The 13,249-nt window shown below is 55.9% G+C and carries 14 protein-coding genes; 7 read left to right on the plus strand and 7 right to left on the minus strand.

The genetic code is table 11. From position 1 onward, the window contains the following. The first annotated feature begins 51 nt into the window (after nucleotides 1-51). The 5 genes from ACZ9IM_RS26000 (at nucleotide 52) to ACZ9IM_RS26020 (ending at nucleotide 5,473) form a co-directional block, all read left to right on the plus strand. Nucleotides 52-1,611: a sugar ABC transporter ATP-binding protein gene (locus ACZ9IM_RS26000; protein ID WP_401171164.1), complete on the plus strand. Its 1,560-nt coding sequence runs from the start codon at nucleotides 52-54 to the stop codon at nucleotides 1,609-1,611. Next, complete coding sequence (locus ACZ9IM_RS26005) at nucleotides 1,608-2,630, plus strand: ABC transporter permease subunit (RefSeq protein ID WP_476225346.1); 1,023 nt, start codon at nucleotides 1,608-1,610, stop codon at nucleotides 2,628-2,630. The genes ACZ9IM_RS26000 and ACZ9IM_RS26005 overlap by 4 nt, the downstream gene beginning before the upstream one ends. A 43-nt stretch (nucleotides 2,631-2,673) precedes the next feature. Further along, the gene (locus ACZ9IM_RS26010; RefSeq protein WP_008073813.1) at nucleotides 2,674-3,600 is read left to right on the plus strand and encodes an ABC transporter substrate-binding protein; all 927 of its coding nucleotides are present in this window, start codon (nucleotides 2,674-2,676) and stop codon (nucleotides 3,598-3,600) included. Between the two features lie 164 nt (nucleotides 3,601-3,764). Continuing rightward, entirely contained in the window at nucleotides 3,765-4,403 is a 639-nt protein-coding gene (locus ACZ9IM_RS26015; protein WP_192343775.1) for a nucleoside/nucleotide kinase family protein, read from the plus strand. A 131-nt stretch (nucleotides 4,404-4,534) separates the two neighbouring features. Further along, nucleotides 4,535-5,473 carry a carbohydrate kinase family protein gene (locus ACZ9IM_RS26020; protein WP_401171173.1) on the plus strand — a complete coding sequence of 313 codons (939 nt, stop codon included), beginning with the start codon at nucleotides 4,535-4,537 and terminating at the stop codon, nucleotides 5,471-5,473. Between the two features lie 272 nt (nucleotides 5,474-5,745). Here ACZ9IM_RS26020 and ACZ9IM_RS26025 read toward each other — a convergent pair whose 3' ends face one another. Then, nucleotides 5,746-6,573 (minus strand): AraC family ligand binding domain-containing protein, encoded by an 828-nt coding sequence (locus tag ACZ9IM_RS26025; protein ID WP_429580982.1) that lies wholly within the window; start codon nucleotides 6,571-6,573, stop codon nucleotides 5,746-5,748. A 116-nt stretch (nucleotides 6,574-6,689) separates the two neighbouring features. On the opposite strand from ACZ9IM_RS26025, the gene ACZ9IM_RS26030 reads away from it, so the two are divergent. Together ACZ9IM_RS26030 and ACZ9IM_RS26035 are read left to right on the plus strand one after the other, a co-directional pair. Then, nucleotides 6,690-7,571 (plus strand): EamA family transporter, encoded by an 882-nt coding sequence (locus ACZ9IM_RS26030; protein ID WP_476225348.1) that lies wholly within the window; start codon nucleotides 6,690-6,692, stop codon nucleotides 7,569-7,571. Between the two features lie 132 nt (nucleotides 7,572-7,703). Next, the gene (locus ACZ9IM_RS26035) at nucleotides 7,704-7,919 is read left to right on the plus strand and encodes a hypothetical protein (protein WP_123494975.1); all 216 of its coding nucleotides are present in this window, start codon (nucleotides 7,704-7,706) and stop codon (nucleotides 7,917-7,919) included. 192 nt (nucleotides 7,920-8,111) lie between these two features. On the opposite strand, the gene ACZ9IM_RS26040 is transcribed toward ACZ9IM_RS26035, so the two are convergent. The 6 genes from ACZ9IM_RS26040 to ACZ9IM_RS26065 all read right to left on the minus strand — a co-directional run bounded on the left by ACZ9IM_RS26040 (nucleotide 8,112) and on the right by ACZ9IM_RS26065 (nucleotide 12,909). Then, nucleotides 8,112-8,513, minus strand: coding sequence for an ExbD/TolR family protein (locus ACZ9IM_RS26040; protein ID WP_019578566.1), 402 nt, complete (start codon nucleotides 8,511-8,513; stop codon nucleotides 8,112-8,114). A 1-nt stretch (nucleotide 8,514) separates the two neighbouring features. Further along, on the minus strand, nucleotides 8,515-9,237 hold the full coding sequence (locus tag ACZ9IM_RS26045; protein ID WP_476225349.1) for a MotA/TolQ/ExbB proton channel family protein: 723 nt from the start codon (nucleotides 9,235-9,237) through the stop codon (nucleotides 8,515-8,517). 85 nt (nucleotides 9,238-9,322) lie between these two features. Beyond that, nucleotides 9,323-10,135 (minus strand): energy transducer TonB, encoded by an 813-nt coding sequence (locus ACZ9IM_RS26050; RefSeq protein ID WP_476225350.1) that lies wholly within the window; start codon nucleotides 10,133-10,135, stop codon nucleotides 9,323-9,325. Between the two features lie 48 nt (nucleotides 10,136-10,183). Further along, entirely contained in the window at nucleotides 10,184-11,209 is a 1,026-nt protein-coding gene (locus ACZ9IM_RS26055; RefSeq protein WP_476225351.1) for an ABC transporter substrate-binding protein, read from the minus strand. 37 nt (nucleotides 11,210-11,246) lie between these two features. After that, nucleotides 11,247-12,035 (minus strand): ABC transporter ATP-binding protein, encoded by a 789-nt coding sequence (locus ACZ9IM_RS26060; protein ID WP_476225352.1) that lies wholly within the window; start codon nucleotides 12,033-12,035, stop codon nucleotides 11,247-11,249. Nucleotide 12,036: 1 nt separating this feature from the next. Further along, a complete protein-coding gene (locus ACZ9IM_RS26065; RefSeq protein ID WP_094989689.1) occupies nucleotides 12,037-12,909 on the minus strand; it encodes an ABC transporter permease in 873 nt (290 codons plus the stop codon). Nucleotides 12,910-13,249 lie beyond the last annotated feature (340 nt).

Genomic DNA, 13,249 nt, shown 5'->3' on the forward strand with positions numbered 1-13,249 from the left:
GATGGGAGGTTTCAACTGCCTCTCAAATCGGTAGATAAGGAGTTAACAGCTATGCTGAGCACTGGATCTGAAAGCCCCCCTCCTGCCCTATTGGAAATGCATTCCATCTCGAAGTCATTCAATGGGGTGCGCGTCCTGCATGACATTGACCTCAGTATTTTCCCTGGACAAATCCACGCGCTAATGGGCGAAAACGGCGCCGGAAAATCCACTCTGATGAAAATTCTATCCGGGGCCTATGTCGCCGACAGTGGCACTATTCGAATCGACGGATGTGATATTCGAAACTATGGCGTGAACGATGCGAAGCGCCATGGCATATCCGTCATCTATCAAGAGCTCAGCTTGTGCGCAAATATGAGCGTGGTGGAGAACATCTACCTGGGTAGAGAGATTCGTCGATGTGGAGTTATAAACCGCAAGGCAATGACCGAAGGCGCGCTCGTAGTACTAAAGCGACTTGGCGTCACATTTGATCCGCACGCACTGGTCGGCACCTTGTCGATTGCGGACCAACAACTTGTTGAAATCGCGCGTGCAATTCATGCCGATACGCGAATCCTGGTGATGGACGAGCCTACAACGCCGCTATCCACAAAAGAGACCGAAAGTCTTTTTACATTGATTCGCCAGCTACGTGATGATGGCGTCGCGATCATCTATATCAGCCATCGAATGGCCGAGATATACGCATTGTCCGATTGTGTTTCGGTGCTCCGGGACGGTCGTTACGTTGGTTCGCTGGATCGCGTCACGCTGTCAGCTGAAACCCTGGTCCGGATGATGGTTGGCCGCGATGTTTCCGGCTTCTACGCCCATGAGCGTTCTTTGTGCTCTTACGAGCAACCGATACTACGTGTTCACAATCTTACAGATGACTTCAAAATTCAGGATTGCAGTTTCGATCTGTACGCCGGCGAAATTCTCGGGATTGCAGGACTGGTGGGTTCTGGAAGAACCGAACTTGCCCGATTAATCGCAGGCGTCGATGCGTACTCAGGCGGAAAGATTGAGATGGACGGCGAAGTTGTAGTCATACGCTCTCCTCGCGATGCAGGTAACGCAGGCATCGTCTATCTGACAGAAGACCGCAAAGCACTGGGCCTTTTTCTCGACATGAGTGTCCACGACAATATCAATGTATGTGTTGTGGGAAGTGATGCTCGATTTGCGGGGTTTGTGGACCGAACGGCCGGAACTGGACGTACCGAACAAGCAATCCAGGCACTCAATATCAAAGCGTCTTCAGATATCAATGTTGGAGCACTGTCCGGAGGTAACCAGCAAAAAGTTTTGTTGGCTCGTCTGCTGGAGATGAAGCCCAGAGTATTGTTCCTCGACGAGCCTACATCGGGTGTCGACATTGGGGCTAAATCAGAAATATATAAAATCATCAATGCATTAGCAGCATCCGGCGTTTGCGTAGTGATAATTTCAAGTGAACTACCAGAGATCGTTGGAATTGCCGACCGTGTATTGGTCATGTGTGAAGGTAAACTTGTCACCGAACTCGGTGGCCACAGCGGTCTTGATATCACACCTGAAGCCATTATCGCGTCTGCCACAGGCAGCGACAGGTTGACTCTAGCCAACGGAGACTTAGTCCAATGACTTCCCCACTGCAAAGCAAAGTAGCAAGTGACCTCACCACGCCTGGTGTACGAAGCATCGCCGGAGCTTCCACCCAGGATAAAATGCGCCAACTGATGAGAGTGGCGGGCATGCTGCCCGTACTGTTACTCCTTTGTATGGGCTTTGGCCTGATGAGCGAGAGCTTTTTCTCGGTTCAGAATTTCTCGATCATCAGTCAGCAAGCCTCTATCAATGTGGTATTGGCGTCAGGTCTGACTTTTGTGATTTTGACCGGAGGAATCGACCTTTCGGTTGGTTCGATTCTGGCTGTTTCCGCAGTAGTGGCGCTATTGGTATCGCAAGTTCCGGGGTTTGCTCCCCTGGCCATCGCTGCGGGGCTTGGAGTCGGACTGCTACTAGGGCTCGTCAATGGTGTATTGGTCGCTTTTGGAAAGCTACCGGCATTTATCGTCACGCTAGGCGGATTGACTGCGATGCGTGGAATCGCACGCCTCATCGGCGAAGACAAAACGGTCTTCAATCCCGACCTGTCCTTTGCTTACATTGGAAACGATACGTTGTTCGGGGTGCCATGGCTGGTTGTAATCGCGGTAGTCGTGGTTACTCTTTCGTGGCTTATTCTTCGACGTACGGTGTTAGGCGTACAGATTTACGCAGTGGGCGGCAATCCTGAGGCCGCACGGTTGTCGGGAATCAAAGTCTGGAAAGTCCTGTTATTTGCTTATGCCCTATCCGGTTTGTTGGCGGGTGTGGGGGCTATCATGACTTCCGCTCGACTGATGGCTGCTAACGGATTGCAAATGGGACAGTCTTATGAACTCGACGCTATCGCCGCCGTTATTCTGGGAGGCACGCGCTTTACAGGAGGCGTCGGCACTATCGTCGGTACGCTAATTGGCGCCCTGATTATCGCTACACTTTCCAATGGCCTGATATTGCTGGGAGTTTCGGATATCTGGCAATACATTATCAAAGGTGTTGTCATCATCGGCGCGGTAGCCCTCGATCGCTTTCGGCAGTCAGGTGCACGAACCTGAATCATATATAACCCCCACACTCCAATAACAAGAGACAGTGCTCATGAAAAAAATAATATTTACCGCTGTTTGTACACTACTGGCATTTAGCAGCGCTCAAGCGCGAGAGTTGAAATCCGTCGGGATAACTGTTGGCTCGCTGGGTAATCCTTACTTTGTAGCGATGGTAGATGGCGCCAAAGCCGAGGCACTGCATATCAATCCCGCCGCAAAATTTATCTCAGTGTCGGCAGATTACGATTTGAATAAGCAGTTCACTCAAATCGATAACTTCATTTCTTCGGGCGTAGACTTGATTCTTGTCAACGCCGTCGACCCTGTCGCAATCGCGCCTGCGATTGCTAAAGCAAGGAAGGCAGGCATAGTGGTTGTGGGCGTAGATGTCATGGTGCAAGGTGCCAACGCCACGGTACAGACCGATAACGTCGAAGCCGGCAGGATTGTATGTCAGTACATCTCTGAGAAGCTGGGTGGCAAGGGTAACGTTATTATCCAGAATGGTACGCAGACTTCGGCAGTCTTGGACCGAGTCAATGGCTGTAAGAGTGTTTTCGCGCAGGCACCCGATATCAAAGTACTGTCTGATAATCAGGATGCCAAAGGCTCGCGCGAAGGTGGCTACAGCGTGATGCAAGGCGACTTGACTCGCTTTGCAAAAGTCGACGCGGTGTTCGCGATCAATGATCCCCAGGCCATAGGTGCAGACCTGGCAGCAAAACAACTCAAGCGCAAAGGCATCATTATCGCATCGGTGGATGGAGCTCCCGATATAGAGACTGCGCTCAAAAGCGATACACAGATCCAGGCATCCGCCTCTCAGTCCCCTTGGGGCCAGGCACAACAGGCCGTAACGATGGGTTATGACCTGTTGAATGGCAAATCTTTGGAAAGCACAACGGTACTGCTTCAACCCTCACTGGTAACACGAGCCAACGTCATGGAGTACAAAGGCTGGCAAGCTGACCACTGACCAATTGACCACTGAGCGATTGAGTCAAATGACATAGGGGTCCCACCTCTTTAATGCGGGGAATGGCTGCTGCGAGTTGCTCGCAGCGGCCGAACGGCATGAAAACCCCTAGAGGGGCGAACCTACGGGAAACCTGAGCGACGGCTGCTGAGGAGAGATTTGGCATGTTTACCAAAACAAACACAATAGTAAGTACAGAGCTACTTAACTACGTTAAGGCCCTGTCTGGGAATCGAATTGTCGTTGCGCTAGCGGGGCCGCCTGGTGCCGGTAAGTCCACCGTCTCTCAGGCCTTGGTAGAGGCTCTTAATAGCGTTATGCCGGGGAGCGCAGCTGTTGTTCCCGGAGATGGCTTTCATTACGATGATGCGGTTCTTGGATCCTTGAACCTTTTAGATCGTAAGGGCTCACCTGATACATTCGATGTGGGTGGCTTCAGGAGTCTGCTGCTACGGCTTCGTGCGAACAACGAACCAGCGGTTGCCGTTCCGGTATTCGATCGAATCCTGGAGATATCCCGTGCTGCAGGACAATTGATTTCCTCTGACGTGAAATATCTCATCGTGGAAGGAAACTACCTTCTATTAGACCTCGCCCCATGGTCGTCCTTAATAGACTGTTTTGACGCCACCATAATGCTGCAGGCTGACCGCAAAACCCTGGAAGCGCGCCTGCTTGATCGATGGCGATCATTGGGTTTCGATGAGTCTACTTCCTATGAAAAAGTTCATCGCAACGACCTTCCGAATGCCGACATTGTGATTTCGGCCAGCAATATCGCTGACTTCACGATCACAAATTAAGATCCCACTTCCTCTCTTTTGAGAAAGAATCACGCCGTTAACTAAGCGCTTTGCTTGGCTAGATTTTTAACGCTAACAGGCCTACGAACGCTATTAACAACTTGTAGCGAACCTTTAAAGAGCGAATGACTATGTATCTGGTATGTGGTGAAGCGCTGTTCGATTTCTTCAGTGAAAACGACGTCAACGTTCAAGCTTCAAAAGTGAACTACAAAGCGATTGCCGGTGGTTCGCCGTTCAACGTCGCCGTCGGCTTGCGCCGTCTGGGCATCGACGTGGCGCTGTTCGCCGGGCTGTCCAGCGACTACCTCGGCCGGCGTTTACAGCAAGTGCTGCAGGAGGAAGGCGTGCGCCCGGACTACCTGCAGGACTTCGACGCACCGACCACCCTGGCGATGGTCGCCGTCGGTGCCGACGGCTCGCCGCATTACAGCTTCCGAGGCGAAGGTTGTGCCGATCGCCAGCTGTTGCCGGGGCATTTACCTGAGTTAGGCGCTGAGGTGCGTGGGTTGCATATCGGCTCGTTCTCGGTGGTGGTGCAGCCGATTGCCGACACCCTGCTGGCCCTGGTCCGCCGGGAAAGCGGCAAACGCCTGATCAGCCTAGACCCCAACGTGCGACTAAACCCGCAACCGAATATCGAACTGTGGCGCGAACGCATCAACACTCTGGTCGAGCATGCCGACCTTATCAAGGTCAGCGACGAGGACCTGAACCTGCTCTACCCCGAGCGTGATCCGCAAAGCGTGATCCATGGCTGGCTGGAACACCGCTGCCAGCTGGTATTCCTCACCCGTGGCGGCCAGGGAGCAACGGTATTCAGCCGCCGCCATGGCAGTTGGTCGGCGCCGGCCTGCGCGGTGGTGATGGCTGATACCGTGGGCGCCGGCGACACCTTCCAAGCGGCGTTGATCGCCTGGCTGACCGAACAGCAGCTGGATTCGGTGGAGGGTTTGCAGCGCTTGAGTCGCGAACAGATCGACGCGATGCTCACCTTCGCCGTCAGCGCCGCCGCCCTGACCTGCGGCAAGACCGGGCCGGACTTGCCTTATCGGCATCAGTTGGATTGATATCTGGTCAGGATCTGTATCGCGGGCATTGCAGTTTTCGCGAGCAAGTGGGGTCCCCCCCCGCTTGACTTGGGCTGTGGCGAAGGCTGGCTATTGCGGGCGCTGGCTGAACGGACTATCCGCCCTGAGCAACCAAAGCACGCACCTCATCACCGCGACAGTGCTTGTCCGAATTCAAGACTCTCATTCGAGACTCAATTCAGGACTTAAAAGCACTGGATGGCGCTGGATTTCAGTAAGCGTCCGGCCAATACACCTTCCAGATTCCAGCACTAAGGTGATGGCGGTGCGCTGTATTTCTGGTCGAATTTGGACACCGACACCTTTTGTTCTGAGACATATCGACTGGGCACTTCACCCAGTACACGCTTGAATACCGTTGCGAATGCACTTGAGCTGCTATACCCCAACTCTATTGCGACCTGCGTAACAGACTGGCCGTTTCCAAGCCGAACAACTGCCGCAAGCAGACAAGCTTGTTGTCTCCATTCGATATAGCTGATGCCAGCTTGCAGTCGAAAGTGGCGGGTAAAGGTGCGGCGGCTCATTCCGGTGCGCTGCGCCATGTCGTCGATGCCGATCTCCAGCGAAGGGTGGGCCAAGAAATCGCGGCACACCCGCGCAAGACGAGGTTCAGTCGGTAATGGCGCGTTGAGCGATAGCGCAGGCATCCCGGCAATCTCGTGCAGCAACAAACCCATCAGATAGCCATCGCGTCCATTTTTGTCATAGCGCGCGGGAATATCGATGGCCTTCTCCAACAATTGCCGCAGTAGCGGCGATACATCGAAAACCTGGCAATGAGCCGGTAGCCCCAGGCGCTGCGCAGCCTGTTTGCGGATATAGGTGTTGAGCATCGTGACAGGGCCACGCATTTGCATAGCGTGAGGTCGCTGGGACGGTACCCATATGCCGCGCAGGGGCGGAACGACCCAGTTGCCTTCGTCGGTGAATATAGTGATGACGCCGCGTGCGGCATAAGCGAATTGTCCACGCTGATGGATGTGCGACGGGAATAGCTCACCGTCTGCATAGTCGCTTACGGTCACGACAGCATCGCGCGGTATGTTTTGGTAGGGATCTAGCGCTGTTGTTTGCATGGCCTGATTTTAATGATATTTGGCCCCCTCCTGAAAGCAGGCCATTCCGATTTCTTGCATATTCCCAGAGGTACAGAGCATTTAAAACTCACTGCTTAGGGAAAGACACGCGAACCATGCAGAAAAAACACTTGTTGCTTGCCGTATTGGTGACGGCCGTTTGGGGATTGAACTTCCCCATTACAAAACTCGGTCTTACCGACATTGACCCCCTGCTGTTGACTGCGATTCGCTTCACGCTGGCCGCCTTACCCTGGGTGTTTTTCGTGAAGCGTCCGCAAGTTGCCTTCCGCTGGCTTGCGGCCTATGGATTGATCTTCGGCGTAGCGATGTGGGCCTTGATCAACCTGGGTATCGCATTGGGTGTGCCGCCAGGCAGTGCCTCGCTGCTAATCCAGTTCAGCGCATTCTTCACGCTCGGTTGGGGTGTGCTGTTGTTCCGTGAAAGCCTATCAATGCCTCAATTATTCGGCATCGTGCTGGCTGCGATAGGGCTGGTTGGCATCCTGCTGGGCAGTCCCGGTGAGGCCACCATGATCGGTTTCGCATTAGTGATCGTTAGCGCTGTGGCATGGAGCATTGGCAATGTCGTGATCAAAGTATCGAAGGTGCACCAGATTTTCGCCTTCGTGGTGTGGGCCAGCTTGTTTCCACCCATTCCGCTATTTCTGATGACTTGGCTGTTGCATGGCCCGGCTCCATTTATAGCCTTGCCTTCGCATTTGAATGCGGTTACGACATTTTCACTAGCTTTCCAGGTCTACGGCGCCACGCTCTTCTGCTACTGGGGATGGAACCTGCTATTGCGTGAGTACCCTGCATCGCGGGTGGCGCCGCTGTCGCTGCTGATTCCCGTGTTTGGCATCGTCAGCTCCATTCTCATTCTAGGCCAACGCCCCAGCGCCTCAGGCTGGGCCTCCATCGCATTGATTCTGTTTGCGCTTGCCGTTGGTTCAAGGCCAGGACGTGTCCTGCTGGTACGCCATCGTGGCCTCTGATACGCGATACTTGCGACGAAGTTGATTGGTACGACCGGAGCCGGTGATTCAAAACCAAGTTCGTGCAACTGAAACACTAACGAAACATTTCGGCCATATGATTCGCATCACCGAAACCTAGGAGGGTTGGAGATGAATCGGCCATCAAGAAGCATGCGCAAACTACTCGACGCTGTTGCCACCAACAATGAGGCAGCAGCGCTTGATGTGATGCGTGCTACTGAGCAGCTCCAAGACGAGGTGTTGCGCCAACGATTGCTCAACCTCATTCATCGGCTCAACCAAGACGCCAATGACTTGCGAATGGCGCGGGACGATATCCAAGGCGGAGCCATCAAGCTCGCATGACCCGCGTCCACCACTTTCAAGCTCGTTCGTTGGGTGGTGCGATGAACAGCTTTAGCTCATCCAGCTAGGGCTAGATGGCGACGCTTCAGCTGACGGTGACACCAACTCCACTTGAAGCACTAAGACCTCAGTTGAGCCTCGCCGCCTCCCCCATAATTCACCGCCCCACATCCAATGCAATAAACCCGAATCCTATTTCGCCGTAATCACCGACAGCTTGGTAATCCCAGCCCGCTCGATCGAGGCCATCGCCCGCGCGACTTCGCCATAATTCACCCCGTTGTCCGCCTGCAGCTGCACGCGCACATCAGGGTTCTTCGCCTTGGCCGCCTGCAGATTGAACTCGAGCAGATCCGCCTGGATCTCGTCCTTGTTGATGAACACCTTGCCCTTGTCATCGATGCTCACCACCAGCGGATCTTTCTGCTCCACTGGCGCCACCGACTCGGTCTTCGGCAGGTTGATCGGGATTGCGTTGGTCAGCAGCGGCGCGGTGACGATGAACACCACCAGTAACACCAACATGACATCCACCAATGGCGTGACGTTAATCTCGCTGAGCACTTCATCGCTGTCTTGTGTGGAGAAGGCCATTTCAGGAGGCCTCCTTTACTTTCTGTCCAGCGACGGTGGCGCCGGATTTGCTCAGGACCGGGTGTAGCAGCACACGGAACGAATGCTTCTGCGCCAGGCTGTAGAAGTCGTGGGCGAAGTCGTCGAGGTCGGCGGCGGTCAGCTTCAGGCGACGCAAAAAGTAGTTGTAGACCAGCACCGCGGGTACCGCGACGGCAATCCCGACGCCAGTGGCGACGAGTGCGGCACCGATGGGCCCGGCCACGGTTTCCAGACTCGCCGAGCCCGCTGCACTGATGCCTTTCAACGCCGACATGATCCCCCAGACGGTGCCGAACAGGCCGATGAAGGGCGAGGTGCTGCCGATACTCGCGAGAATCGCCAGGCCGCTTTCCAGCGAGCGACGTTCTCGCACGATCTGCTGGCGCAGGGCGCGTTCGAGACGGTCTTGATGGTTGATCGACTGACTGAGATCGGTGTTCTGGTTGTCGCTGACTTGAATCGCCGCATAACCGGCCAGCGCGACGCGGGCTGCCGCGCCGGGCTGGTCGTGGGCGAGTTCGGCTGCCGAGTCGAGGCTGGAGGCCGCCCAAAAGTGTTTATGGAATTTTCGATCCTGCGTCTTGAGCCGGGTGAACTGAACGCCCTTGAGCAAGGCCAGGCCCCAGGTGGCCACGGAAAAGAGGATCAACAGCCAGATGACGGTATGTTCGATGGATTCGAAGGGGGATGCGATCAGGTTCATGTTCAGGCTCTCCAACAAGGCTATGGATCGGTTGTAGCGATGCGCCTTTTGTCAGGTGGCCCGCGGTTCTATCGATGGGGTTGAGTTACTTGATTTTGAAGTCGATGGGCACGCTGACCCAGCCGTCCTGGGCAATATCGCCCTGCTTGGCCGGGACGAAACTCCAGCGCTTGACCGCAGCCAGTGCGGCGTCATCGAGTTGATCTCGGCCACTGCTTTTCTGGATCTGGATTTCACCGGGTTTGCCGCTGGCCAGGACATGCACCCGCAGCAGCACCGTGCCTTCCCAGCCGCGACGCATCGCCAGCGAGGGGTATTCCGGCGCCGGGTTCTTCAGGTAACCGGCGTTGGCCGACGCCGGGGTCACCGGTTTCGGTGGCGGTGGTGCTGGGGGTGCAGGCGTGGCGACCGGTTGTGGCGGTGCGGGCGGTGCCGGGGGTTGCTCTACCGGCTTGGCCACGGGTTTAGGCACCGGCTTAACCACGGGTTTTGGTTTGGGGATGGGCTTGGGTGGCGGTGGTTTCACAGCCAGCTCATCTTCAACCGGCGGTGGTGGTTCGACCACGGGCTGGGGAATCTGCTCGGGCGGTGGCGGCACCACCACCGGTGGTGCCGGCTGCGAGAACTCGATAGTCATCGGCGGAATTTCCGGTGGCACCACTGGCAATGCCGGCGCTGGTGTCTGGTTGACCCAGACAATCACCGCGCCATGCAGCACCAGCGCGAACACGCCCAGCAAGACCCCTTCGCGACGACTCAACACACGCTTGGGCGTGCTGTGCAGCCGCGACAGTGCCAAGGGTTCGCGGAAAACCCGGCCAAGGTCGAGCAGCTCGCCACCGGGTGCCGGGTGCCGAAACACCTCTAGGACACTTGCGGCGTTCTGGACATTGCCCATTCATTGACTCCTGTAAACATTCAAATTGAACACGCGCCTGGCCCCGGACTAACGTGCCGGCTCCGATTGCGTCAATGTCAAAGGCACCAGGGAAAACACTTGATCATCCGTCAGCTTTTGCACATCGACACGATGGGGAAAAATGTTCTTTTCCACGAACAAGTCATCGACTTGCTGTAGCGCCTGAACATCCCGTGGCTCGAGCGGCAACAGCGCTTCGTCACCCCAGCTGCGTAGTCGCTGCGAGACTTCCAGGGGAATATCGTTGACCTTGGCGAACACCCGCGCATATTCGTCCGGGTGTTGCCGAGCCCATTCGAAGGCCTTTGCTAAACGCTGCAACACGTCGCTAAGTGCTTTGCGCTTGAGTGGGTCGGTGAGCACTTCATCGGAAGCCGTGATGAAGGTCAGCCCGGTGTTAATCCCCTCCCCGCTGATCAGCACCCGAGCGCCCTGCTGCTCGGCAAACGCCTGATAGATCCCGAAAGTGGCCCAGGCTTCGATCTTGCCGGCGTTGAATGCGGACAAGGCATCGGTCGGCAGGACGAATCCGACCTTGACGTCCTTCTCATCGACACCGGCATTGGCCAGCGCGCGAATCAACAGGTATTGGGAAATGCTGCCGCGGGCCGAAGACACCACGACATTGCGGCCTTTCAAATCGGCAACGGTGCGGATATCCGAATCGGCTGGAACCAGGATCGCAATGCCCCTTGATTGACTACGCCGTACCGCGACGATGCGCAGTGGCGTGCCCCCGGTCGCGGCGGCAAGCACCGGCGTATCACCGGCCGGCCCCAGATCGACGGCACCGGCACGCAAGGCTTCGAATAAGGGAGCGGCACCCTGGAAGTTCGCCCATTCAACTTTGTAATCGATGCCCTCCAACGCATTCGCCGCCTCGACTACGGTGCGCAAGCCCTTGGCTTGATCGCCCAGAATCAGCTTCACGCCGGACAAGTCTGACTTGGCAGCGGATGAAGATTGAGGCGCAACCGTGTCACCGCAACCGCCGAGCAACAACGCGACGCTAGACAACAACACCAGTGCAGACTTCCGAACGAGGATCGGCATAACAGAACATTCCTGTCTCAATGAATTGGAAGCTGCGTCATCCATGGGCAAAACGCCGGACAGTACTGCTCATGAGCTGACGCTCAGCAACGGCAACGGTTTCCACTTCAACCCCCAACAAACTCAGCAAGCGCGCACGGATTTCCTGAAAACCCTCCTGACCGGTATCTCGAGCTCGCGGCAGATCGATCGACAATTGTTCGGCGATCTTGCCGTTGGCCAGCACGATCACCCGATCGGCCAGCAGGATGGCCTCGTCCACGTCATGGGTGACCAGCAGCACCGCCGGGTTGTGTTTGCGCCACAACTCGATGATCAGCCGATGCATGCGAATCCGGGTCAGTGCGTCGAGCGCGGCGAAGGGTTCGTCGAGCATCAACAGCTTGGGTTCGCGCACCAGCCCACGGGCCAGTGCCACGCGTTGCGCTTCGCCACCGGAAAGCGTCGCCGGGTAAGCTTCAAGCCTATGGGCCAGTCCCACTTCCGTCAGCGCCTGCACCGCACGAGCCTTGGCGTCCGGGGTGTGCAGACCGAGAATCACATTCTTCCAGGCGCGCTTCCACGGCATCAATCGGGGCTCTTGAAACACTGCGGCCCGTGCCTTGGGCACCAGCAGCTGACCGCTGTCGATACTGTCCAGGCCGGCCAGGCTACGTAGCAAGGTGGTCTTGCCCGAACCGCTGGCCCCGAGCAGTGCGACGAATTCGCCCGGTGCGATATCCAGGTCCAGGCCATCGATGACCCGCTGCTGGCCAAATTGGCGCACCACATTACGCAGTTGTACCGGTGCTTCTGACTGCAGTTTTTTTGCGGCGATAGTCGACATGTCAGTTCCTCACAAAAGATGGGCGCCAGGCCAGGGCAAAACGCTCCAGCGTGCGGATCAGTCCATCGATCAATAAGCCGAGGACGCTGTAAATAAGCAGGCAGATAACGATCACGTCGGTGCGCATGAAGTCCCGCGCATCACTGGCCAGAAAACCGATGCCGGCGGTGGTGTTGATCTGTTCGACGAACACCAGGGCCAGCCAGGAAATCCCCAGGGAGTAACGCAGGCCGACAAAGAATGAGGGCAATGACCCCGGCAGGATCACATGCCAGATCAACTCGCGACGATTCAGGCCCAGGGTGTTGGCGGCCTCGATCAACTTGGGATCGATATTGCGAATGCCGGCGAACAGGTTCAGGTACACCGGGAAGGTCGTACCGGTGACGATCAGCGCGATCTTGGTGAACTCGCCAATGCCGAACCAGAGAATGAACAACGGCACCAGCGCCAGGGAAGGAATAGTGCGCAACATCTGCATCGGCGAATCGAGGATTACCTCACCGCGCTTGGACAAACCGGTGATTAGTGCCGCGACGACGCCGACGCTGACGCCGATACTCAAGCCCAGCAGCGCGCGCTGCAGCGACACCAGCAAATGCTTGCCCAGCTCCCCGGAGACGATCATCGCCCAGAGGGTGCCGCCGATTTGCGAGGGTGCGGCGATGATCCGTTGTGGGATCAGGCCGAGCTGCGACGCCAGTTCCCACAAGAGCAGCAACGCAATCGGGCTGAGCAGGCGCAGAAAGACTTCGGGGGTTCGCCAGTTGTGTAGCCAGTCGGGGATCAGCTTCGACGCACCCTGGCTTTCAACAGCCTTGCTGACGGAAAACGAGCTACTAGTGCTCTGCGTATCGAAGGTCTTTTCGGTCATCAGGCTTCCTTCCTCATCAAGAATATGGCTTCGGATTCATGCTATTCGCATAAAAAACGTCAGTGAAATTCTTTTTGGGAATAACCTAATATGATTAATAATCAGATAGAAAATAATCCAGATAAATTATTTGCATAATTAGACCCTGCAACCCACGTCCTGTGGCGGATGCATTCCTGATGCCGATTAAAATGCGTATTACTGATATTTTATATTTTTTATGATTCATTTAATTAATAATTAACTTAGAACAAAACGGCATTTCACAGCCCTGCCCCGCTGCGCCTACTTTCGACGTCACAGACCGACCCCCTGCCCGGTGGAGGCTTGAATCACGCCT

The organism is Pseudomonas sp. TE12508 (assembly GCF_056279485.1).